We start from the raw sequence: 22,178 nt of genomic DNA on the forward strand, positions 1-22,178 counted from the left end.
TCAGAGCTCGATCGGATCGGGATCAATCGAGAGGCTCACGCTGCGGGCCAGGCCGGCGCGCAGCTCGGCTTCTGGAGGCAGGGGCAGGTCGGCGCCGGCGGGGCCGTGCAGCAGCAGTTGCCAGCGGTAGCGGCCCGCCACCCGCGCCACCGCGGCAGGTGCGGGGCCGATCATCTGCCAGCCGGCCTGCTCCACCTGGGGCCGCAGCTGCTCGGCCAGGGCAGCTGCGGCCGTGGCTGTGGCCGCTCCGGATGGGCCAGCCAGACGCAGCAGACAGGCCCGGCTGAAGGGCACCAGCTGGGCCTGGCGGCGCAGCTGCAGTTCCGCCTCGAGAAAAATGTCGTAGCGGCCGTCGATCAGATGCTGGATCACGGGGTGATCCGGCAGGTAGGTCTGCACGATCACCTCCCCGGGACGCTCCCCCCTGCCGGCCCTGCCCGCCAGCTGCAGCAGCAGCTGCAGGCAGTGCTCCGAGGCCCGCAGATCAGGCCGGTGCAGGAGACCATCGGCTGCCAGCACCGCCGCCAGGGTGACCCGGGGCAGATCCATGCCCTTGGCCAGCATCTGGGTGCCCACGAGCACATCGGCCTCCCCGGCCGCGAAGCGTTGCAGCAGGCCTCGGTGCCCATCCCGGCCCCGGGTGCTGTCCCGGTCGAAGCGCAACAGGCGCAGACCCGAGAGTTCCTGCTCCAGCTGCTCCATCACCCGCTGGGTGCCGGCACCGAAGGGCTTGAAGGCGGTGGAACCGCAGGCCCCGCAGCGGGAGGTCAGGGGCTGGCGGTGGCCGCACCAGTGGCAGCGCAGGGTCTGACTGCCATCGCGCAGCCGGTGGACCGTGAGGGACACATCGCAGTGGGGGCACTGAACCACCTCACCGCAACTGCGGCAGCTCAGGAAACTGCTGTAGCCGCGGCGGGGCACCAGCACCACGGCCTGCTCCCCCCGCTCCTGGAGCCGCTCCATCCGCTCCATCAGGGCCCGGCTGATCAGGCGGCGGTGGCCCTCCGCCAGCTCCTGACGCAGGTCCACCACCCGCACCGGCGCTGGCTCCTGGCCACTGATGCGGCGGCTGAGGCGCAGCAGGCTGGCCGGCTGTTGGGGACGCCGGCAGGCCAGCCACGACTCCAGGGAGGGGGTGGCGCTTCCAAGCAGCAGCCTGGCGCCCGCGGCACGGCAGCGCAGGCGGGCCACCTCCCTGGCGTGGTAGCAGGGCATCGGACTGGCCTGCTTATAGGAACTGTCGTGCTCCTCATCCAGCACGATCAGGCCCAGGGGCGCCAGGGGCAGGAACACCGCCGAGCGAGTGCCCACGGCGATCAGCGGCTCAGTGGAGCCGGCCTGCAGACAGCGGCGCCAGGCGGCGATGCGCGCCCGCTCCGAGAGGCCGCTGTGGAACTCGAGGATGCGGCCGCCGAAGCGGGCACGGCAGCGGTCGAGCAACTGGGGGATCAGTCCGATCTCAGGAGTGAGGATCAGGGCACTGCGGCCGGAAGCCAGGCAGGCCGCCGCCGCCTGCAGATACACCTCCGTCTTGCCTGAGCCGGTCACTCCCCAGAGCAGGAACTCCTGGCCGCTGGATCCGGCGAGGATCTGCTCGAGGGCTGCCTGTTGCTCCGGATTCAGGGGGCGGGGTGACTCAAGCGGCCCGCCGGCCAGATCAGGAGACTGCTGGACGGCGCCTGGCTGAGGCGCACCGCCGCCAGAGAGCACCTGTCGGCTGCTGCGCAACCAGCCTTTGGCCACCAGGGCCTGCAGCAGGGAACGGCTGAAACCCCACGCCATGACCGTGCTCTGAGGAGCCGCCGAGCCGGGGCTTTCCCGCAGGCGATCGATCAGCTGGCATTGGCGGCTGGTGAGTGGCTGGGGGCTCTCCACCAGCTCCAACCAGAGCTGGGTACGCAGCTGGGGCTGGGCCCGTCCCGGCCGCTGTCCAAGCCAGCCTGGAGGCAAGGCTGTCTTGAGGGTTCGAAACAGGCTGGTGTGGCACTGACGGGACACCTCCTGCAGCAGCGCCTGCCAGTGGGGATCCACGGCTGCGGCCTGGTGAAGACCTTCCACGGACTGGATCACCGCTGGATCGAGATCAGCCGGAACCTCAGCCAGGGTGTCGACCACCAGGCCGATCTGGGGACGTCCCCTCAGACGCACGCCCACCAGATCCCCGACCGCCAGGCCAAGGGCCGGTGCTGCGGAGTAGGTGAAGATTCTCCCCTCCCGACCAGCCTCCACCCAGACCTGAACCCAGAGCGGGGGCAAGGACATCTCCAACACGGTCGAGATTCGCCTTGCAAACCCCATAGGGGTTTCTTAAGATAAAGGAGTTGAGCAGCTCAACTGGCTGCTGTCGGAACCAGGCAGAGTTCCGTCCAGTGGGAAGACCTGAAGTGCAGGCTGCTTGGAGACCCCCTCCAGCGCGCCTCCCGGTCTGCGAACACCCCTGACAGCACTGCCTGGCCTCCGGGTCGTTCCATGTCGTCAGGTCTTTGATTCCTCCGCTTCCACCCGGCGCCTGATGGGGCCTGTTTTTGATCCTGGTCGGCCAACGGCTTCACTGGGATGCTGAAGAAACGTTTTGTGTCGTGATGTTGTCATCACGCCAAATTGGCTTGGCTGAATTTCCGGCCTGAACTTGTCGGCCCAATTGTTTTCACTTGACCATTCCGTCACCCCGTCGCAGTCCCGCTATGAGCCCAGTCTCCGCCGCCAGCCCCAAGCCGGGCGTTCCTCAGATCCTGATGGTGGCCGCTCCATCGGGAGAGGAAGTGGCGGTGAAGCTCAAACCGAAGGCCAGCGCCGGCAAGGCCAAAGCCTCCCCCAAGTCATCCGCCAAGGCAAATGCCGACCTTGCTGCTCCTGACGCTGCTGACAAGGGCGAGGCCCTGACGGCAGCCAACACCGTCACCAGGACCCGCAAGCCCGCCGCGAAGACGGCTGCGAAGAGCACCACCGCCAAAGTCGGCTCAGCAGCCGCCAAGGCTGGCGCCACCAAAGCGAAAGCAACCACTGCCAAAGCGGCGGCCAAACCCAAGGCTGAAACAGTCAGTATCGACCTCAGCGCGGCAGCCGACGAGCTGCTCGAGGCAGCCGACGGTGCCAAGGACAAGAAGAGCTCCGCCAAGGAAAAGGCCCTGGCCAGCATCAAGGTGGGCCCGAAGGGGGTTTACACCGAAGATTCGATCCGGGTCTACCTGCAGGAGATCGGCCGGATTCGCCTGCTCCGCCCCGATGAGGAAATCGAGCTGGCGCGCAAGATCGCTGATCTGCTGCTGCTGGAGGAGCTGGCCACCCAGTTCGAGCAGGACAACGGCCACTATCCCGACAACAAGGAATGGGCCGTGCTGGTGGACATGCCACCGCTCAAATTCCGTCGGCGCCTGATGCTGGGCCGCCGTGCCAAGGAAAAGATGGTGCAGTCGAATCTGCGCCTGGTGGTTTCGATCGCCAAGAAGTACATGAACCGTGGACTCTCCTTCCAGGATCTGATTCAGGAAGGCAGCCTCGGCCTGATCCGCGCCGCTGAGAAGTTCGACCACGAGAAAGGCTACAAATTCTCCACCTACGCCACCTGGTGGATCCGTCAGGCGATCACCCGCGCCATCGCCGACCAGAGCCGCACGATCCGCCTGCCGGTGCACCTCTACGAAACGATCTCCCGCATCAAGAAAACCACCAAGGTGCTCTCCCAGGAGTTCGGCCGCAAGCCAACCGAGGAAGAGATCGCCGAGAGCATGGAGATGACGATCGAGAAGCTGCGCTTCATCGCCAAGTCAGCGCAGCTGCCCATTTCGCTGGAAACCCCGATCGGCAAGGAAGAAGATTCCCGTCTGGGCGACTTCATCGAAGCCGACATCGAGAATCCTGAGCAGGACGTGGCCAAGAATCTGCTGCGCGAAGATCTCGAAGGCGTGCTCGCCACCCTCAGCCCCCGCGAGCGGGATGTGCTGCGTCTGCGCTACGGCCTCGACGACGGCCGCATGAAGACCCTGGAGGAGATCGGGCAGATTTTTGATGTAACCCGCGAAAGAATCCGCCAGATCGAGGCCAAGGCCCTGCGCAAGCTGCGCCATCCCAACCGCAACGGTGTGCTCAAGGAGTACATCAAGTAGCCCCGATCTCCTGAGCCCTCGCTCCGTCGCTTTTCGGCCCTGAGCGAGGCGGTCCATACGGGCGGCTGCCCGTTACTTTGCCCTGTTCCTTGCCGGATGGCGTGTTGATCACTCAGGGATGGATGACCTGGCTGGAGCGCGATCAGCGCCGGCTCTGGCTGGTGAGCGGCCTCGGCTATCTGCTGTTGTGCTGGCTGGCGTTCTTTCAGAACCTGGGCAGCCTCAGTCTGATGGACAAGACCGAGGCCCTGTTCGTGGAGGTGGGCCGCCAGATGGTTGAGCGGGGGGACTGGATCACCCCGATCTGGAATGGCGAATACTTCTTCGATTACCCCGTCTGGGGGTATTGGATGGTGGCCCTCAGCTTCCGCCTCTTCGGTGTGAATGAGTGGGCCGCCCGTCTGCCGGTGGCCCTGGCGGCCAGTGCGGTGGTGCTGGCGGGTTTCTGCCTACTGTGGGTCAGCGCCTCTGCTGATGGGGGCCTGCGCCAGCGCTGGCAGAGGGCCGCCTTCGGTGCGGCCCTGCTGGCACTCAACCCCGGCTGGATCGGCTGGGGCCGCAGTTCCGTCACCGACATGTTCCTGGCCAGCGCCATCGCCCTGAGCCTGTTCGGTTTCTTCCTCAGCTACAGCCAGCCCGCAGGCAGCAGGGCCCGGCGCCTGGGTTTTGTGGCCATGCCTCTGTTCAGTGCCATCGCCGTACTGGCCAAGGGGCCGGTGGGCCTGGTGCTGCCGGGGCTGGTGGCTCTGGTGTTCCTGATCGCCCAGGGCCAGCTGATCGCCTATGTGCGGCGATTGCCGTTGCTGCCGGTCGTCGTGACCTTCCTGGTGGTTGTGCTGCCCTGGTATGTCCTGGCGGCCCAGGCCCATGGCATGGCCTTTCTGGGGGGATTCTTCGGGTTCAGCAACATCCAGCGGTTCACCTCGGTGCTCTATCGCCACGCCGGCCCCTGGCACTTCTATCTGCCCTGGGTGCTGCTGTTGCTGCTGCCCTGGTCGTTTCACCTGCCTGTGGCGCTGATGCGGCTGAGGTTCTGGAAGTTGAAGACCTGGCGCCGCCAGCCTCCCCAGGCCCAGTTGGCCCTCTTCTGCCTGGTCTGGTTCCTGGTGGTGCTGCTGTTCTTCTCCGCTGCCGCCACCAAGCTGGCCGGCTACATCCTGCCTCTGGTGCCGGCCACAGCCCTGCTGCTCGCCCTCTACTGGTTTCCGCTCGAGAGTGTCGCCCCTGAGGCCAGTGGCGGCAGCGAGCTGGTGGCTGCCCACCAGAGCGACCGGCCCCAGCGCTGGAGCGGCTGGGCAAATGCCCTGGTGTTCGCCGCCCTGGCCCCAGCCGCCGCCCTGGCCCCGCGCTGGGCTGCCACGGATCCGGCCTATCCCGGCTTTGCCAGCGCCCTCAGCCGCTCCGGCCTGCCCCTGCTGCTGGCAGTGATCCTGGCGGGAAGTGCCATCGGCCTGGTCGTCCTGCTGCTGCGTCCAGGCCGACCCAAATCTCTCTGGCTGCCGGATCTGGCCGCCATGCTGCTGCTGATGGCTTTGGTGGTGCCCCCCCTGGCACCGCTGATGGAAGCCCAGCGGCAGCGGCCGGTGCGGGAGCTGGCGGAGCGGGCCGGGCAGCTGGCAGCCCCCGGCGAAGCGCTCTGGGTGGTGGGCTACAAGCGCTACAGCGTGGTGTTCTACAGCGGCCGCGAGGCCATTTTCCTCGACAGCCCGGAAGGTGCCCGGGAGGAACTGAGGCAACCCCCGGCGCCTGGCTCAGCCGCCCGCAGCGTGCTGATCTTCGGAGAGGAATTCCGCCTCAGGGACCTGCCGGAGACCTTGCCTGGGGCCGAGCTGCTGGAGAGCCGTGCCGGCCACCAGCTCTGGCGTGTTCCGCGCACCAGCTGACGCGATGATCGGGCACCATGAGTGACCCAGAACACCAACGAACCGATCGGCTGATCACTTGATCCAAACCCAATCCCCGATTTTCTCCGCGCCGACCCTCACCGCAATCCGCCGCTGGTTCCGGTTGTTCGGCCCAGTGAGGCTGCTGCTCTGCGGCCTGGCGGCCCTGGTGGTGATCTGGATCGAGCAGGTGGTGCTGAGTCAGAAGGAGCCGGCGTTCGATGAGGCCGTACTGGCCTGGCTGGGAGATCGCATCCCCGAGAGCATGGGCCGCTTTCTGGTGATCGTGTATCAGGTGAGCGGCACCCGCTTCACGGCGATGCTGGTGCTGGCGGCCTTGATCTTCCTGTTGATCAAGCGGTCGTGGAACCAGTTGATCTGGGTCGCCATCGGCACCAGCGGCATCCTCCTGATCGTGGATCGCTGGTTGAAGCCCCAGTTCGATCGTGCCCGGCCCCTGGGCCGTCTGGTGGAGGTGATCGGCCGCAGTTTTCCCAGCGGCCATGCCGCCGGGGCGGTGGTCTTCTATTTCCTGATGTGCACGATCCTGGCGGAGCGTTACCCGCAGCTGCGCCGCCCACTGGTGCTGGGCTCCGCCCTCTGGGTGGGCCTGATCTGGGTGAGCACCCTCTATTGCCGTGTGCACTGGCTCACGGACATCATCGCGGGGGCAGCCGTGGGCTTCATCTGGCTGAGCATCTGCCTGACCAGCATGCGCTTCTGCGCTGAGCGTCAGAGTGGCTGAGCCCGAACCGGCCACCATGAACGCCAGCAGCAGCGCAACCTCCAGTGATCTCACCAGCCTGATGGGCCTGCGCAGCGCCCCCAGCCTGGATGCTGCCCAGCGTCAGTCCCTGGGCCAGGAGCTGAAGCAGCGCCTGGCCGCCTGCGACTGGTTCACGATCGGTGTGATGGCCCCATCGGCCCAGGCGGCCCTGGCCGCCATGCGGTCGTGCGAGGCCGCCCAGGGCTGGAGCCCGCTGCAGGGCGAGAGCGAGGAGCTTGTGGAAGGGCCCGTATTCCTCAAGGGGAATCAGCGCACGGGCCGCTTCCTGCTGCGGGCCGAGAGCGGTCTGGGGGAGGGGCTGCTGATCGGCGGCCAGAGCGACAGCAATCCGGAAGCCACCGGAACCTGGGGGCCCCTGCCCCTCGACTTTTTCGGCTGATCACGGTGCAGCCTGCGCTGGCCTTCAGCTGGCCGGCCGGTCCTTAGGCTTGACCGCTGTTCTACGGCCACGCGGCCGGGCTGAGGAATCGATTGATGGCTGGCACCACTCTGCGAATCGCCTCCCGCCGCAGCCAGCTGGCGATGGTGCAGACCCACTGGGTGCGCGATGAACTGACCCGGGCCCATCCGGACCTGGAGATCAGCATCGAAGCGATGGCAACCCAGGGCGACAAGATCCTGGATGTGGCTCTCGCCAAGATCGGCGACAAGGGCCTGTTCACCAAGGAACTGGAGGCCCAGATGCTGGTGGATCAGGCCGACATCGCCGTGCACAGTCTCAAGGACCTGCCCACCAACCTGCCCGAAGGCCTGATGCTCGGCTGCATCACCGAGCGTGAAGATCCCGCCGATGCACTGGTGCTGCACGAGCGCCATCGGGGCTGCAGCCTTGAGACCCTTCCTGAGGGCAGCGTGGTGGGCACCAGCTCACTGCGGCGTCTGGCCCAGCTGCGCCACCACTTCCCCCACTTCCAGTTCAAGGACGTGCGCGGCAATGTGATCACCCGCCTCGAGAAGCTCGATGCCGGCGGCTACGACTGCCTGATCCTGGCGGCCGCCGGCCTGGGACGCCTCGGCCTGGGCCACCGCATCGACGCCCTGATCGATCCCTCGATTTCGCTGCATGCGGTGGGCCAGGGGGCCCTGGGAATCGAATGCCGCCTTGGCGACAGCGCGGTTCTTGAGCAGATCAAGGTGCTGGAGCACACCCCCACCGCCCGTCGCTGTCTGGCGGAGCGGGCCTTCCTGCGGCAGCTCGAGGGCGGTTGCCAGGTGCCGATCGGTGTGAACAGCCGTTTCGAGGGTGAGGAACTGGTGCTCACGGGCATGGTGGCCAGCCTGGATGGTCTGCGCCTGATCCGGGATGAGGCGCGCGGCCCCCAGCAGGATCCCGAAGCGATCGGCATCAGCCTCGCCCAGCTGCTGCGCAGCCAGGGCGCTGGTGAAATTCTGGAGGAGATCTTTGCAGCGGTCAGGCCCGAAGCCTGAGGCAGGCTCCGCCGCACCACTGGAAGGTGATACGCGCGGGCTTCCCTATCAGTGGAGCCTGCTGGCATGGGCCGCGCTGGTGGGGATCCTCACCGGTGTGGCCGTGGTGGGCTTCCACTACCTGCTGGGATTCATCAACAATTTCCTGTTCGGCACCCTGGTGGAGTGGGTGCTCGATCTGGTGAGTTCTCAGCAGCTGGATCCCACCCCGGTGGAGGTGTTCAGCGCCCCTGATCCCGACTCCGGCACCCCCCTGAAGGCCCTGCTGCAGCTCGGTCTGGGCGGGGTTGGCTTTCTGCCACCGCCGCCACCGCCCCTGCCGGAGCCCACTCCCCTGCCGCCGATTGGACCCAGCGGCTGGCTGGCTTCATGGCCGGTGGTCATCGCCCCCCTGCTGGGCGGCGTGGCGGTGGGGTTGTTGCGCCAGGTGGGCCGCGATCTGGGCCCCAGCCTGCCCAGCCTGATGGCGATGGCCGACGGGGCGGCGCCTGCCCTGCCGCGTCTGCCGGGGCTGCGGCTGGTGGCCGCCTCCCTGAGCCTGGGCAGTGGCGCTTCTCTGGGACCCGAGGGGCCGAGCGTGGAGAGCGGCGGCAACCTTGGCCTGTGGGTGGCGCTGCGGGGACGACTGCCGCCCGAATCCCAGAAGGCTCTGGTGGCCGCGGGTGTGGCAGCGGGACTGGCCGCCGGCTTCAAGGCCCCGATCGCCGGGGTGTTCTTTGCCTTCGAAGGGGCCTACAGCGCCATTCCCGGGCGGCCCAGTCTGCGGGCGGTGCTGGTGGCAGCGGTGGCGTCTTCGCTGGTGACCCAGCTGTGCCTCGGTGATGAGCCGATCTTCCGCCTGCCGGTCTATGAGGTTCGATCACCGCTGGAGTTGCCGCTCTACCTGGGTCTGGGGCTGGTGGCCAGCCTGATGTCGTGGGCGTTGGTGAGTCTGCTGGCGGCCGGGCGCAGTGAGCCGGTGCAACAACGGTTTGCCCGTCTGCCCCTGTGGCTGCTCAATGGGCTCGGTGGCCTCGGAGTGGGTGTGATGGCCCTGGGCTTCCCCCAGGTGCTGGGAGTGGGCTACGACACGATCGAGGCCCTGCTCGGCAGCGAGGGGGGCGTGGCGCTCACCACACTGGCGGCCCTGCTGGTGGTGAAGCTGCTGGCCACGGGCCTCAGTAATGCCACGGGGTTCGTGGGCGGCGGCTTTGCACCCGCCCTGTTTCTCGGGGCCGTGCTCGGCAATCTCTACGGCCAGCTGCTGGGGGACAGCGGTTTCGGTCTGCCGGTGGCGGAGCCGCCGGCCTACGCCATGGTGGGCATGGCAGCCGTGCTTGCCGGCAGTGCCAGGGCGCCGCTGACGGCGTTGCTGTTGCTGTTCGAGCTCACCCACGACATTCGCATCGTGCTGCCGCTGATGGCAGCCACCGGCCTCAGTGCCGTGCTGGTGGAACGCTGGCAGGGACTGGCGGACCCGGGCATGCTGGGGCCGGATCCAGCCGAAGAGGAACGGAGACAAGGGCTGGCTGCCCTGCCTGTGATCGAGGCCCTTGAGGCGGAGGCCCCGCTGGTGCTCAAGGCCACCACCCCGGCCAGGGCGGCCCTGGGGCTGCTGATCGAAGCGCACGGCCACTGCCTGGTGGTGGAGCGCGACGGCTGGGTGATCGGTGTGGTGACCCTGATCGACCTGCAACGGGCGATCAGCGCCGGCCACGGGGTTGAAGGGTTGCCGCTGGAGGAGTGCCGCCGCTCGGATCTGCTCTGGCTGCCGGTTCAGGCGAACCTGGCCCAACTGGAGGACCAGCTGGTGCCCAATGGCCTGCGCCAGGTGCCGGTCTTCGATCTCGACGGTCCTGGACTGGCCCAGCTACCAGCCGGCTTGCCGAACAGCGGCTTGCCGGCTCATGCCCTGCTGGGCCTGGCCAGCCGTGATGGCATGGCCAGGGCCCTCGCCCGCAAGCTTCGGATCTGAGCTCAGCGCACCACCACCACTGGCGTTCCCACCTCCACCATCTCGAACAGCTTGCGCACATGCTCATGGAACATGCGCACGCAGCCATTCGTCACGGCGGCGCGGGAGCTCACGGTCCAGGCCCAGGCGTTGGGGGTGCCGTGAATGCCGAACTGATTGGGTCCCTTGGTCTTGAAGCCGATCCAGCGGTCGCCGAGGGGACCATTGGGGCCGAGCACGCCTTTCTTCTGGCCTGAGCTGGTGCTCACGTACTGAGGATTGATCACCTTGTTGGTGACATTGAAGGTGCCGGTGGGTGTGGGGGTGGCGGGATCACCGATCGCCACCGGCCAGGGGCCATAGACCTTGCCGTCGCGCTCGAGGCGGATCTCACGCTTGCCAAGGGCCAGCAGAATCCTGGAGTTGCTGACCGGAGCCGCCTGGGGGGCAACCGGAGCGCCGGCCGGAGCCGGGGAAGCAGCGGGGGGCGCAGGGGGCGGGTCGGCCTGGAGGACGGCTGCCGGGCTGCCGATCGCCGGCGGCGTGGTTACCGGCGGCGTGGTCGCCGGAACGTTGGGGATCGGGGCAGTGGGGGTGAGAATGCCACTGGCCAAAGCCGGGTACGACGCGGCGACCCCGAAGCCGGCCAGACCGGTGAGCAGGCCTGCAGCGAGTGCGGCGGCTGGGGCCTGCAGCAGACGGGAGTGGTTGGAGCGCATGCTGTAGATCGAGAGGCGGTGGATCGAGGCTGAGGAAAGGATCGACGAACGCACGGGGCGGTTCAGTTCACCAGTTTGGCGTCAATCTGCTCTAGATAGCGCGCCTCGCACTCCTTGATGATCCGAACAGCCTCCTGGGTGTTGAGAAAGCCATTGACTTTGCAGGTGCCGGGCTTCTTCAGATCCTTGTAGTGCTCCCAGTAGTACTGGGTTTCCTTGAGCCAGTGGGCGCCGAGCTGCTCGTAGCTGGTGATGTGATCCATGCGCTTGTCATCGGCCAGCACGGCGATCACCTTGTCGTCCACCTCACCGCCGTCGTCGAAGGTCATGATGCCGATGATTCGGGCCTCCACCAGGCTGCCGGGCACCAGGGGTTCGGTGACGCCCACGATCTCAATGTCGAGCGGATCGCCGTCCTCGTCCCAGGTGCGGGGGATACAGCCGTAGGCGAAGGGGTAGGAGAGCGAGGAGTAGCCCACCCGATCAAGCTTGAGATGGCCGGTTTCGGTGATCAGCTCGTACTTGTTGATGGTCATCGAGTTGAGCTCGACGATCGCATTCAGCCGCAGTTCCTCTTCATCGGCGAACGCGGGCAGCACATGCAGCAGGTTGAGCATGGTGCGGCTGGGGGCGTGGTCGATGTTCGCCATGGGGCGTCGCGAAGCGGCTGCGGCGGCATCTTACGGACGCCGGGCTGAGCGGAAGCCAGGCCCGACTCAACTGCTCTCCAGCAGCCGGTCGACCTTGCCGCTGAGGTAACGCAGGAATGGGCTGGCGCTCAGGGGCACCCCGGTGACCTGGGCCACCAGCTCCTCTCCATTGACGGAGCGGCCCAGGGGCCAGACGTTCTCACTCAGCCAGTGCTGAAGCCGCGATTCCTCGGCGGCGCCCACCGCCGACTCAATCGGTCCGAGCTGCTGCTCCATCGACTCGGCCAGCTGGGCACTGATCAGGTGGCCGAGGGCATACGAGGGGAAATAGCCGAACAGGCCTTCGGCCCAGTGGATGTCCTGCAGGCAACCTTCGGCATCCCGCTCCGGCCTGATCCCCAGCAGCTCGCCCATGCGCCGGTTCCAGAGCTCTGGCAGCTCCGACACCGGCAACCCCTGCTCCACCAGGGCCAGCTCCAGCTCGAAGCGGAGCACGATGTGCAGGCAATAGGTGAGCTCGTCGGCTTCCACCCGGATCAGCCCCGGCCGCATCGGGTTGAGCCCTCGCCAGAAGGAGTGGCTGCCGCCCCAGGGATCGCTGCCCAGTGCCCCGCTGAAGCGGCCATGCCAGCGACTGGCAAAGGCCTGGCTGCGCGCCACCCTGCACTCCCAGAACAACGACTGCGACTCATGCACCCCCATTGAGGTGGCCTCCCCCAGGGGCCAGGGGAAGTAGTGGTCGTCGCCGCGGGGGAGCCCCTGCTCATAGAGGGAGTGGCCCCATTCATGGGCGGTGGCCAGGAATGCTGAAAAGGGTTGATCCGGCACCACCCGGCTGGTGATGCGGTAGTCGGCCGGGCCCAGGGTGCAGGAGAAGGGATGGGCCGAGCGGGAGCGCTGGCAGCGGCTGGGGTCGTAGCCCCAGCTCTCGAGCAGCTCGGCGCAGAGGTTCTCCTGCAGCCCCTCCGGGATGGCGACGGCTGGGGCCGAGGGGCTGGACGCAGCAGCAGCAGCAGGGGATGAGACCAGCACCCGCTCCAGCAGCGGCGGGATCCCTTCGGAGAGGGGCTTGAACAGCTCCTGGAGACGGTCCTTGCTGACATCGGGCTCGAAGGGCTGGGCCAGGATCTCCCAGGGGCTGCGGCCGGCTGGCTCGATCGGCGCCAGCTGGGCGGCCTGCTCACGACGCAGCTGCAGGAGCTCCTCGAGCGCCGGCGCGAAGACCGCGAAGTCGTTGCTGCGCCGGGCTTCCTGCCAGACGGCATTGCCCCGGGACTGGGCTGCGGCAAGGCGGGCTACCAGCTGGGGATCCAGGCTGCGCTGCCGCTCCAGTTCCTGCCTCAGCAGCTGCAGATTCCGCCGGGTGGAGGCGGGGGCTGAGCGATCAACCTCGGCCTCGGCCGCTGCCACCAGCCCCGCGTAGGTCTCGCTGCACTGCCGCTCGTGCAGCTGGCTCGCCAGCAGGGACAGCTGCTGACCCCGCCAGTCAGCGCCCGCCGATGGCATCACTGTGTTCTGGTCGTAATAGAGCGCGCTGCTGATGGAACCCAGCAGCCGGGTCTGATGCAGATGCTCACGGAGGCGCACAAGCGCCTGACCCGGCTGGGGCATGGGACGGGAGCAGGGTGACGGCCCCAAGCATGGCGCCGAGCCTCAACCAGCCGCTGGCCTGAGCGTCTCCATGGCCTGCCGGCATGGCGTTGATGTTCTGGCCGGCCTCGGTAGTTTGTGCGTCGAGGGCCGTTGATCCAGGCCTGAGTGGCGGGCTCCATGCTGCTGGCCGAAATCCTGAGCAACCGCAGCCTCAGCGATGAATCGGCCGTGGTGGGCCTTTCCAAGGCGATCCAGCTCTCGGTGGCGCCGGTGTTCCTGCTCACCAGCATCACCGGCCTGCTGGGGATGTTCACCACGAGGCTGGCGCGGATCATCGACCGCACCCGCTTCATCCAGGAGGCGATGGAGCGCAGTGATCTGGCTCAGGCCAGGCGCCTGCGGGAAGCCCTTGAGGTGCAGCGCCGCCGCACCTTCCTGATCAACCGCGCCATCCTCTGCACCACCGTCACCGCCCTGCTGGTGTCAGGGGTGGTGGCGGTCATGTTCATCAGTGCCGTGGCCGCACTCGACCTGGCGGCCATCGTGGTGCCGGTGTTCGTGCTGGCGATGGCCGCGCTGATCGTGGGGCTGGTGCTGTTTCTGCTGGAAGTGCAGCTGGCCATCGGTCAGAACCCCCGCCGTTACTACTGAAAGCAAGGGGAAGAATGGACTCGGGCGGATTCATTGAGCGACAGGCGCAGTCGCGCCGGGAGGTGATGGCCATGCTGGAGAGCAGGAGCCTGATGGTGGTCAGCGGCCGCCGGCTGGTGATCTCTCTGCTCACCGGGGTGATCGCCGATCGCTGCCAGTGGTTCGGCTCCGCCACCAGTGAGTCTGAGGCGATGGAGCTGATGAGCGAGCGGCAGCCGCACTTGCTGTTCGTGACCCATCCTTTGCGGCCCGGCAGTGGCCTTGAGCTGGTTCGCCGTGCCAAGGCTCTGCACCCGAAGCTGCCCTGCCTGCTCTTGCTGGAAGAGGAATCCCCGCCGCTGGTGCGCGCCGCGATGGAAGTCCACTGCGACGGCATCTGTGCCGATCGGGGCGTGGGATTCGGCCATCTGGTGGCGGCCACCAGGGCCGTGCTCGGCGGCGGCTTCTACATGGACCCCCAGCTGAGGGATCTGCTCACCCAGGCCTGTCGCAGCAGCCATGCTCCGGCGGGGCCGGGCCTGAGTGAGCGGGAACAGGAAGTACTCGAGCTGGTGGTGCGGGGATATCAGAATCCCCAGATCGCATCCCGGTTGCACCTCTCGGTGGAAACGGTGCGCAGTCATCTGAAATCAGCGTTTCAGAAGCTGGGGGCCGCGGGACGCACCCAGGCGGCGGTGATGGCGGTCCGTCAGGGGCTGGTGAGCTGGCACCTGCATGAGCTGCCCTGATCGGAAACGGCTCACTTGCGCCGGCAGTAGCCACCGCCCACGTTCATCCAGCCGGAGGGGCAGGCCTCGCCGTTGCTGGGCGCCACCGAATAGGTGGTGACCCCGAGGGTGCTGCACTTGCCGTTGAACAGATCCACATAGCCGAGTGGACACATCTCCCTGAGCTTGGGCACCACCTTCTGGGCCTGGGCCGGGACCTCCATGGACGCGATCGTCAGCGGGATGGCGAGGCTCAGCAGCAGCAACCCATGAAGCCGGCGTGAGGGAGGCGGGGCAGGGGGCATCGGTGCGGGGCTGGAAACTCAGTACGAGCCTAGGTTTGATGGGCGTTCTGAGGGGTCCGGCGAGCGGCTGTCTCTGCAACAAGACGCGACTCAGATGCAACAGCCCTGCAACCCGCTGAACTCTTTTGCCCCCTTCAACCCTGATGCTGCGTCAGCACCTCGACCGGCTTGAGCTCACCACCGCTGGGGAGGGCTTCCATGACCTCACGGCCCGGCTCGGGACCTGCCTGGCGGCCACCGGCCTGCAGCTGGGGGTGTTGCACCTGAGCGTGCTTCACACAAGCTGCAGCCTTACCATCAACGAGAACGCCGATCCGCGGGTGCTGCTCGATCTGGCCGCCTATCTGAGGGCACTGGTGCCCGAGGAGGGCGTGCGTCCCATCAGCGGGGCAGGCCCCCTGCGCGCCTGGGTCCACGACGACGAAGGGGCCGATGACATGCCGGCCCACATCCGCACCGCCCTGACCGCCACCAGCCTCAGCCTGTCCTTCGAGCGGGGCCGGTTGCTGATCGGGACCTGGCAGGCGATTTACCTGTGGGAGCACCGTCGCCGCCCGCACCGGCGCCAGTTGTGCGCCCACTGGATCGGCAGTTGAGATCAGCACCAGCAGCTCGCTCCCAGCACTCCCATAGCTCCATCAGCACCGTCGACGCGTCGAGGTCATCGTGGGAGTGCACCACCAGGCTGCGCAGCTGCTCGGCGGAGCTGAGCGGTTCGGCCGTGCGCTGCTGGTCCAGCAGCACCGCCAGGTCGGCGTCACTGGGGTCGTCATCCAGGCGCTCTCGCCGCTCCAGCCGCCTTTGCAGCAGGGCCTGATCGGCCCGCACCTCCATCAGCAGGGGCACCGCCCCCAGGCGCCGGGCCAGCTGGGTGGCTCGCTGCCGGCTGCCGACCCTCAGATGGGTGGCATCGAGCAGCACCCATCGACCCTGCTGCAGGCTGGCCTCGGCGGCAGCGAGCAGGGCTTCTTCCGTGCGCTGGTGAGCCTCGGGGCTGTAGATCACGTGGCGCTGCTCGCCGCTGGGGCGCTGCAGGGGAGTCAGGCCGTACAGGCGCTTGCGGATCAGGTCGCTGCGCTGGTGGTCGGCCAGCAGCCAGGGGGCGAGGCGGGCGCCCAGGTGGCTCTTGCCGCTGCCGGACAGCCCATGGAGCAGGATCAGGGCCGGCGGCCCCAGGCCACTGCCGACGTAGGCCAGGGCCAGGCTCAGGTAGCAGCGCGCCATCGCCCTGGCGGCCTGGCGCTGCTGGGCGGGGATCTCCTGCTCGCCGCTGGTGGCCGCTTCCACCTTCGCTCTGACATGGGCGCGGTAGGAGCAGAAAAGCCTGAGCACAGCCGGCTCGATCGCCTGCCCATAGCCGGCCAGGAGGGCCTCGATGCGGTCGCCATGGCCGGCCGCCTGCAGGTCCATCACCAGAAAGGCCAGATCCGAGGCCCGATCCACCTGGCGCAGATCGGCGTTGAACTCCACCCCATCCACCACCGCCAGCTGCGGCTCCAGCAACACGTGCTCCAGGCGCAGATCACCGTGGCCATCCACCGCCTGCCCCGCCGCCAGCCGCTGGCGCAGGCGCAACCTGCAGCGGCGCAGGGCCAGGGCCAGGCCGCTCACCAGCAGCCCATGCACCCCTGGGGGAAACAGCTCCGGCACCGAGCGGCGGGTGGCGCGCACGTTGTTGCGCAGCACCGCCGCAAAACGCATCTCGGCGCCGAAGGCCAGCTCCGCTGCCAGGGGGTATTGATCGTGAAAACGGGCGATGAACTGCCCAAGTTGCTGGAGCTGCAGGTCGCTGACGCGATCGGCCGCGAGGTGAGCCGCGAGGGTGGCGCCGGCGGCGAAGCGGTGCATCACCACCACGTGCTCGCCCCCCTCCAGCTCCTCGCCGAGAGGAGAAAGACGCACCTCACCGCTGGTGAGCTGGAGCACGGCAGCCACACCGAGATAGAGATCAGGCGCCAGGCGGCTGTTGAGGCGCACCTCCTCGCGGCACCAGTGCAAACGCCGCTCGGCGCTGCCGTAGTCGAGCAGACCCCAGAAGCGCAGGGGCTTCTTGAGCTTGAAGGCGCGGCGGCTGGTGAGAAAGACCGCGCTGATGTGGGTCTGGATCAGCTCCACGCGGCGTTGATCGGCTGGCTCCTCCCCCCAGGCCTCGTCGGGGTAGGCCCCTGGACGGGAGAGAGCACGGATCAGGGCGGCCAGCTCCGGCGGCGTTGATGAGCCGGGCTCTGAGCCTGCTGAAAGATCGGGTGTAGCGGATGTCACATCAGGTGGAAGCAATTGAACGCAGGTCCGCCCGCGTGGCTCCGTACGTTGCCTGGACGACATCTCTTCGCCCGTGACCCAGCATCGCCCCCGCTGGCTCCGGTTCCGGGCACTCGCCCTTGGCGGGGCTCTGGGGCTGGCATTGCTGACCGGCTGCAGCAACGCCCGGAAATCTGAACAGGCCGGCGGCGAGGGCAGCGCCTCGACATCTGGCCAGGAGGTCAATGTCTATTCGGGGCGTCATTACAACACCGACAAGGAGCTCTACAAGCAGTTCACGGCCCAGACCGGCATCAGGGTGAACCTGCTGGAGGGGAAGGACGATGAACTGATCGTGCGCCTCAAGAATGAAGGGTCGGGCAGCCCCGCCGATGTGCTGGTGCTGGTGGATGCCGCCCGCATTCAGAGGGCCCGCCAGGAGGAGCTGTTCCAGCCGGTCCGCTCCGAGGCCCTCAACCGCGACGTGCCCGCCAACCTGCGCGATCCCGCCGGCAACTGGTTCGCCCTCACCCGCCGGGCCCGCCCGATCATGGTGAATCCGGCCCTGGTGGACCCGGCCAGCCTGGGAACCTACGCCGATCTGACCAGGCCGGAGCTGAGGGGCCAGCTCTGCCTGCGCAACCGCGCCAGTGTCTACAACCAGTCGCTGGTGGCCGACATCCTCCAGCAGAAGGGTGAGGCCGCCACCAGAACCTGGCTGCAGGGCCTGGTGGCCAACGTGAAACCACCCTTCTTCACCAGCGACACGCCGATGCTGCGGGCACTCGGCCGGGGTGAATGCGGCGTGACGGTCGCCAATCAGTACTACCTGGCGAGGATGCTCTCGGATGAGGCAAAGCCGGAGGACCGGGCCCTGGCGCAGACGATCAAGGTGGTGTTCCCCAGGCCCACCCACGTGAACATCACGGCGGCCGGTGTGACCCGCCATGCCCGCCACAAGGAGGCCGCCACCAAGCTGATTGAATTTCTTGCCTCCCCCAGCTCCGGCAAGGGCTACGCGGCCGCCAACAACGAATACCCCCTGCAGGGATTCGGGGATAACTCGATCCTCAACAGCTTCGGCCGTTTCGAGCCATCGCCGGTGAGTGCCGACCAGCTGGCCCGGGGTAACAGTGAGGCCAGTGCGCTGATGGTGGAAACAGGCTGGAAGTGACCCTGCTCGCCCCCAGGCCGCTTCCGCGCGTCACCCCCTCCAGCCGGCCGGTGCTCACCGCCGTGGTGGTGGTGATCGGCGTTTTCGCCCTGCTGCCGCTGGCGGCCCTGCTGCGCGACGCCGCCTTCCAGCCGGCCATGGCGGGGGGGCTGGGCCTGGGGTTCGATGGGGCCGAGCAGATCCGCGGCACCCTGGTGCTGGTGCTGGGGGAAGGGGTCTGCGGGGCGGTGCTGGGCACCGCCATCGGCTGGCTCACGGCCGCCTGCCGCTTCCCCGGCCGGCGCTGGCTGCGGATCGCCCAGCTGCTGCCTCTGGCCTTTCCGGCCTATCTGCTGGCCGCCAGCCTGATCGACTGGGGCAGCATGCATGGCCTGCGTATCCACGGCATGGGCTGGGCTGTGTTGCTGCTCAGCCTGGCCAACTACACCTATGTGTTCCTGCTGAGCACCGAGAGTTTCTCGATCACCGGTGGCCAGCTGCTGGAGGCCAGCCGCAGCCTGGGGGTGGGCCCCTGGCAGGCGTTCCGCCGCGTGGCCCTGCCGATCGCCCTGCCGGCGATCGGCGCCGGGGTGGCCCTGAGCGCGATGGAGGTGGTGAATGAGCTGGGCGCGGTGCGGCTGCTCGGGGTGCCCAGCCTCTCGGCAGGCATCCTCGATCGCTGGCAGGTGGAGGGCGATCCCCGCGGGGCGGCGCTGCTGTCGCTGATCGCGCTGGCGATCGTGGTGCTGCTGGTGGCCGCCGAGCGCTCCCTGCGCCAGCGCAGCCGCCGCTGGAATCTGGGCCATGCCAACGCGGAGGCCCAGGCCTATGTGCTCAGCGGCTGGCGCGCCCTGCTGGCCCAGCTGGTCGTAGCGCTGCCGCCCCTGCTGGCGCTGGCCATTCCCCTGGTGTGGGTGGCGGAGGGCTGGCGCAATCTGCTGCTGGAGCCGCTCGCTGAGCAGCTCACCCTGGCGGGGCGCAGCCTCGGTCTGGCCCTGGTGGCCACCCTGCTGACGGCGGTGGCGGCCTTGCTGCTGGCGATCATCCGGCGCTGGAGCCCCCAGCTGATGGTGCGCCAGCTCAGTTTTCTGGCGGGGATGGGCTACGCCGTTCCAGGCAGCGTCATGGCCCTGGGGCTGATGCTGATCGGGGGGCCGTGGGCACTCAGCCCGCTGCTGCTGCTGATCTGGGGCTACGGGGTGCGCTTCATGGCCGTGTCGAAGCAGGGCCTCGACGCCGGCCTGGAGCGCATTCCCCCCAGCATCGATGAATCGGCCACCAGCCTGGGCTGCAGCTGGACCCAGGTGCTAAGGCGGGTGCACCTGCCGCTGCTGCGCGGGCCGATGATGGTGGGGGCGCTGATGGTGTTCGTGGATGTGGTGAAGGAGCTGCCGCTGACGCTCTCCCTGCGACCGTTCGACTTCGACACCCTGGCCGTGCGCGTGTTCCAGTACGCCAGTGATGAGCGGGTGGGGGCGGCGATGGCGCCGGCCCTGGTGATCATGGCCCTGGGACTGGTGGCCTCACTTGCCCTGATTCCCACCCTCGAGAGCCGCGACTGAAACGCTGTTGCTGTTGCTGCTGCTGCAGCCGGCCTGCCGGCGCGGGGCGAGGCGGGCCAGGCGGTTGGCCTGCAGCGGATTGAAGTTGTCGTCGCTCACCAGAAGCAGGGTGGGACGACCATCTGGAAGGGGAGCCCCCAGGGCCAGTCCCTCCCAGTTGTCGGGGGGGAGACCGGCGGCCAGCAGGTCCCAGCGCGCCAGCGGCTCCTGCAGCGACCCCTCCGGCCCCGGCGGGGACAACTGCAGCAGCTGGGCCCACCAGCTGGCGGGCGGCTCGAAGCCCCGCACCAGACCCAGCAGCCCACCGCTCGTGGGAGCGAGCAACTCGGTGAGCCCCCAGTGGGGGGCGGGTAACAGCAGCCGCAGGGAACCCACGGGCCGGAAGCCCCCTGGTCCGTGCTCCAGCAGACGCAGCTGATCGGGGGGATCCTGCAGCAAGGGGCGCTCGGCCGCCAGCAGCAGGGTGAGGGGAGAGCCCGGCAGACTGGTGAGCGATTCGGGCCCTTGGTTGGCAGCCAGGCCCTGGCCGGGGGCGGCTCTCCAGGGCACAGGCAGAGGCAGGGCCTGGAGCAGGTGGCCGCTGCGGAAATCGAAGCGCAGCAGCTGGGCGGGGCGATCGGCGCTGCGGCGCTCCTCGGTCACGATCCAGAGGTCGTTTCCATCCAGCACCAGGCCCTCAGCATCGAGGGGGGCCGGGAAGGGTTCGCCTGTGGCGTTGCGCAGGGGCAGCCGCTCACCCAGGCGCAGGGGCCGCCGGCCAAGAGCTTCCAGATCCCAGATCGGAACCAGCTCGGGTTCTTCACGGTCGCTCAGCAGCCAGAGGCGCCCATCGCGGGGATCGCTGGCGATGGCGGAGAAGCCTCCGAGGCTGCGGCCATCGCGGCCCTTGGCAGGAAGCACGCCGTGGGCAACCAGCTCCCAGCCAGCCGAAAGCGGGCAAGGCAGCAGGGGAGGCGGCTGGCTCAGCGGCCGTGGCGGCGGTGGCGTGGGAAGGGGAATCAGGCGGCGGCCAGGGGGGCGGATTCCACCAGGGAGGGCGCCAGGCGCAGCCCGGGTTCACCAGCCGGGGCTTCCAGCAGCTCAGCCTGGCGGATCCTGGAGATCAGGCGGGTGGTGGTGACCCGAGTGGTGCCGATCAACTCACCGATGCGCTCGTGGGTAAGGCGGAAGGGCAGATCGCACCAGGGACCGCAACGGCGGCCGAGGCGGCGCACCAGCAGACCGAAGAGGGCATGCAGGCGCTGCTCGGCGGAGCCGAGATGGCGAATGCGCAGCAATTGCAGGGTCCATTCATTGACCGGATCGAAGCCGGTGCCGTCGCTGGCTTCGGCTTCGGAGCGGAAGCAGAGGGGGGTGAGGGCCTCCACGCAGACGCCTTCACTGCAGAGGCGGTCGGTGCGCAGCTGATCACCGGGCTGGAGGAAGGCCAGGGTCATGCCCTCGGTTTCCTCGCAGGGGCAGTAGACGCGGGCGATGCCTTCGAGCACCTGGATCGACGTGCCGCCGGGGCGCAGAGCGGGATCGAGCAGCACGGTCTGGCCGGCCGGCATCCGCACGCAGGAGAGGGGCTGATCGGGCAGGAAACGGAAGCTCACGGGACCGTCGCTATTGCGAATGACTCGCAATCTAAACAGCAAGCCTGCCCTTTTGCAATCGGTTCTCAATAACGAGCTTTGTTGCAAGCCCGGCCCCTTATCCCACCAGTCGCCGAAGGGTCATTGGCCTGTGCCATTTCACGCCCCCATCGGTGACCGTTGGGCCCGGTGCTCCAACGAGCTGGGCCCAGCCTTGGGATCGTTCTCGCACCTCAGCCATGCTCAGGCTCCACGGCGATCGCGCCACCCTGCTCGCTGCCCTCAGCGCCCAATGGGCCGACCACCAGCTGGGGCTGGTGAACCCGCCGCGGCTGGAGTCGCCGTTCAGGCGGATTCGCCGGCCGCGCAACGAGGACACAGGGCCCGCACGTTGAGCACGCACTCGATCAGACGAAAGCCATGGCTGCCGGCGGCCTGGCGGCCCTCGGCCAGCACCACGGCACTTTCGAATTCCTCGGTGCGACCGCAGCCCACACAGACCAGGTGGTGGTGATCGCGATGGGCGTCGCTGGCAAGCTCGAAGCGGCGGCCCCCTTCCGGCAATTCCAGTTCCCGCAGCAGCTCCATCGAGCTGAGCAGGCGCAGGGTGCGGTACACCGTTGCCAGGGAGACACGCTCCTCGGCCCGCAGCAGGCGTTGATGCACTTCCTCGGCACTGAGGTGGCTGCCTTCGCCGATGCGCTCGAACAGGGAAAGCACCTTCTGGCGCTGGGGGGTGAGCCGCTGGCCTCGCCCATGCAGGCTGGAGCGCAGTTCAGTGGCCGGGCCCGTGGAGGCCGGAAGGGCTGCTGCTGCCGGGCTGGATCGCGCCGTCGAAGCTTCCGGCAATCGGGATGGCACTGGATCACCCCGAACGTCAACGACA

20 protein-coding genes are annotated in these 22,178 nt (G+C 68.0%); 11 read left to right on the top strand and 9 right to left on the bottom strand.

All coding sequences use genetic code 11. The features are described 5' to 3' along the window. Positions 1–2,262 (bottom strand): primosomal protein N', encoded by a 2,262-nt coding sequence (priA, locus tag KBY77_RS00995; RefSeq protein WP_255101752.1) that lies wholly within the window; start codon positions 2,260–2,262, stop codon positions 1–3. A gap of 422 nt (positions 2,263–2,684) precedes the next feature. Between priA and rpoD the strand changes: the two genes are divergently transcribed. The 6 genes from rpoD to KBY77_RS01025 all read left to right on the top strand — a co-directional run bounded on the left by rpoD (position 2,685) and on the right by KBY77_RS01025 (position 10,158). Next, positions 2,685–4,106: an RNA polymerase sigma factor RpoD gene (rpoD, locus tag KBY77_RS01000; protein ID WP_255101753.1), complete on the top strand. Its 1,422-nt coding sequence runs from the start codon at positions 2,685–2,687 to the stop codon at positions 4,104–4,106. Positions 4,107–4,228: 122 nt separating this feature from the next. Continuing rightward, positions 4,229–5,989 carry a glycosyltransferase family 39 protein gene (locus KBY77_RS01005; RefSeq protein ID WP_255101754.1) on the top strand — a complete coding sequence of 587 codons (1,761 nt, stop codon included), beginning with the start codon at positions 4,229–4,231 and terminating at the stop codon, positions 5,987–5,989. Between the two features lie 58 nt (positions 5,990–6,047). Continuing rightward, positions 6,048–6,734 (top strand): phosphatase PAP2 family protein, encoded by a 687-nt coding sequence (locus tag KBY77_RS01010; RefSeq protein WP_255101755.1) that lies wholly within the window; start codon positions 6,048–6,050, stop codon positions 6,732–6,734. Continuing rightward, entirely contained in the window at positions 6,727–7,155 is a 429-nt protein-coding gene (locus KBY77_RS01015; protein ID WP_255101756.1) for a DUF1824 family protein, read from the top strand. Before KBY77_RS01010 ends, KBY77_RS01015 begins: the two co-directional genes overlap by 8 nt. A gap of 95 nt (positions 7,156–7,250) precedes the next feature. Beyond that, a complete protein-coding gene (gene hemC / locus KBY77_RS01020) occupies positions 7,251–8,204 on the top strand; it encodes a hydroxymethylbilane synthase (protein ID WP_255101757.1) in 954 nt (317 codons plus the stop codon). Continuing rightward, positions 8,179–10,158 carry a chloride channel protein gene (locus tag KBY77_RS01025; protein ID WP_399211948.1) on the top strand — a complete coding sequence of 660 codons (1,980 nt, stop codon included), beginning with the start codon at positions 8,179–8,181 and terminating at the stop codon, positions 10,156–10,158. The genes hemC and KBY77_RS01025 overlap by 26 nt, the downstream gene beginning before the upstream one ends. 2 nt (positions 10,159–10,160) lie before the next feature. Here the strand turns inward: KBY77_RS01025 and KBY77_RS01030 are convergent, their stop codons facing one another. The 3 genes from KBY77_RS01030 to KBY77_RS01040 form a co-directional block, all read right to left on the bottom strand. Continuing rightward, positions 10,161–10,910, bottom strand: coding sequence for a L,D-transpeptidase (locus tag KBY77_RS01030; protein ID WP_255101759.1), 750 nt, complete (start codon positions 10,908–10,910; stop codon positions 10,161–10,163). Between the two features lie 8 nt (positions 10,911–10,918). After that, positions 10,919–11,506 carry an inorganic diphosphatase gene (locus KBY77_RS01035; protein ID WP_094554552.1) on the bottom strand — a complete coding sequence of 196 codons (588 nt, stop codon included), beginning with the start codon at positions 11,504–11,506 and terminating at the stop codon, positions 10,919–10,921. Between the two features lie 66 nt (positions 11,507–11,572). After that, positions 11,573–13,117: a carboxypeptidase M32 gene (locus KBY77_RS01040; protein WP_255101760.1), complete on the bottom strand. Its 1,545-nt coding sequence runs from the start codon at positions 13,115–13,117 to the stop codon at positions 11,573–11,575. 159 nt (positions 13,118–13,276) lie between these two features. Here KBY77_RS01040 and KBY77_RS01045 point away from each other — a divergent pair, with 159 nt between their 5' ends. Continuing rightward, the gene (locus KBY77_RS01045) at positions 13,277–13,750 is read left to right on the top strand and encodes a DUF2721 domain-containing protein (protein ID WP_255101761.1); all 474 of its coding nucleotides are present in this window, start codon (positions 13,277–13,279) and stop codon (positions 13,748–13,750) included. Between the two features lie 14 nt (positions 13,751–13,764). After that, positions 13,765–14,478 carry a response regulator transcription factor gene (locus tag KBY77_RS01050; RefSeq protein ID WP_255101762.1) on the top strand — a complete coding sequence of 238 codons (714 nt, stop codon included), beginning with the start codon at positions 13,765–13,767 and terminating at the stop codon, positions 14,476–14,478. 11 nt (positions 14,479–14,489) lie between these two features. On the opposite strand, the gene KBY77_RS01055 is transcribed toward KBY77_RS01050, so the two are convergent. Then, positions 14,490–14,762 (bottom strand): hypothetical protein, encoded by a 273-nt coding sequence (locus tag KBY77_RS01055; protein WP_255101763.1) that lies wholly within the window; start codon positions 14,760–14,762, stop codon positions 14,490–14,492. 143 nt (positions 14,763–14,905) lie between these two features. On the opposite strand from KBY77_RS01055, the gene KBY77_RS01060 reads away from it, so the two are divergent. Next, on the top strand, positions 14,906–15,358 hold the full coding sequence (locus KBY77_RS01060; protein ID WP_255101764.1) for a secondary thiamine-phosphate synthase enzyme YjbQ: 453 nt from the start codon (positions 14,906–14,908) through the stop codon (positions 15,356–15,358). Here the strand turns inward: KBY77_RS01060 and KBY77_RS16585 are convergent. Then, complete coding sequence (locus tag KBY77_RS16585) at positions 15,240–17,024, bottom strand: bifunctional aminoglycoside phosphotransferase/ATP-binding protein (protein WP_255101765.1); 1,785 nt, start codon at positions 17,022–17,024, stop codon at positions 15,240–15,242. The genes KBY77_RS01060 and KBY77_RS16585 overlap by 119 nt on opposite strands. Positions 17,025–17,097: 73 nt before the next feature. On the opposite strand from KBY77_RS16585, the gene KBY77_RS01070 reads away from it, so the two are divergent. Further along, a complete protein-coding gene (locus KBY77_RS01070; protein ID WP_255101766.1) occupies positions 17,098–18,177 on the top strand; it encodes an extracellular solute-binding protein in 1,080 nt (359 codons plus the stop codon). After that, positions 18,174–19,718: an iron ABC transporter permease gene (locus tag KBY77_RS01075; protein WP_255101767.1), complete on the top strand. Its 1,545-nt coding sequence runs from the start codon at positions 18,174–18,176 to the stop codon at positions 19,716–19,718. The genes KBY77_RS01070 and KBY77_RS01075 overlap by 4 nt, the downstream gene beginning before the upstream one ends. Here the strand turns inward: KBY77_RS01075 and KBY77_RS01080 are convergent. From KBY77_RS01080 to KBY77_RS01090, 3 genes are all read right to left on the bottom strand, one after another. Beyond that, a complete protein-coding gene (locus tag KBY77_RS01080) occupies positions 19,680–20,618 on the bottom strand; it encodes an esterase-like activity of phytase family protein (protein WP_255101768.1) in 939 nt (312 codons plus the stop codon). The two genes, KBY77_RS01075 and KBY77_RS01080, sit on opposite strands and share 39 nt — an antisense overlap. Positions 20,619–20,716: 98 nt before the next feature. Further along, positions 20,717–21,313, bottom strand: coding sequence for a helix-turn-helix domain-containing protein (locus tag KBY77_RS01085; RefSeq protein WP_255101769.1), 597 nt, complete (start codon positions 21,311–21,313; stop codon positions 20,717–20,719). A 324-nt stretch (positions 21,314–21,637) separates the two neighbouring features. Further along, complete coding sequence (locus KBY77_RS01090; RefSeq protein ID WP_255102049.1) at positions 21,638–22,066, bottom strand: Fur family transcriptional regulator; 429 nt, start codon at positions 22,064–22,066, stop codon at positions 21,638–21,640. Positions 22,067–22,178 lie beyond the last annotated feature (112 nt).

It is taken from the genome of Synechococcus sp. Cruz-7E5, from assembly GCF_024345995.1.
GTDB lineage: Bacteria > Cyanobacteriota > Cyanobacteriia > PCC-6307 > Cyanobiaceae > Regnicoccus_A.

What these genes read in the sequence shown, in the direction of transcription:
- priA (WP_255101752.1), bottom strand. Translation starts at nt 2,262, where the DNA reads ATGTCCTTGCCCCCGCTCTGGGTTCAGGTCTGGGTGGAGGCTGGTCGG.
- rpoD (WP_255101753.1), top strand. Translation starts at nt 2,685, where the DNA reads ATGAGCCCAGTCTCCGCCGCCAGCCCCAAGCCGGGCGTTCCTCAGATC.
- KBY77_RS01005 (WP_255101754.1), top strand. Translation starts at nt 4,229, where the DNA reads ATGACCTGGCTGGAGCGCGATCAGCGCCGGCTCTGGCTGGTGAGCGGC.
- hemC (WP_255101757.1), top strand. Translation starts at nt 7,251, where the DNA reads ATGGCTGGCACCACTCTGCGAATCGCCTCCCGCCGCAGCCAGCTGGCG.
- KBY77_RS01035 (WP_094554552.1), bottom strand. Translation starts at nt 11,506, where the DNA reads ATGGCGAACATCGACCACGCCCCCAGCCGCACCATGCTCAACCTGCTG.
- KBY77_RS01040 (WP_255101760.1), bottom strand. Translation starts at nt 13,117, where the DNA reads ATGCCCCAGCCGGGTCAGGCGCTTGTGCGCCTCCGTGAGCATCTGCAT.
- KBY77_RS01045 (WP_255101761.1), top strand. Translation starts at nt 13,277, where the DNA reads ATGCTGCTGGCCGAAATCCTGAGCAACCGCAGCCTCAGCGATGAATCG.
- KBY77_RS01050 (WP_255101762.1), top strand. Translation starts at nt 13,765, where the DNA reads ATGGACTCGGGCGGATTCATTGAGCGACAGGCGCAGTCGCGCCGGGAG.
- KBY77_RS01055 (WP_255101763.1), bottom strand. Translation starts at nt 14,762, where the DNA reads ATGCCCCCTGCCCCGCCTCCCTCACGCCGGCTTCATGGGTTGCTGCTG.
- KBY77_RS01060 (WP_255101764.1), top strand. Translation starts at nt 14,906, where the DNA reads ATGCTGCGTCAGCACCTCGACCGGCTTGAGCTCACCACCGCTGGGGAG.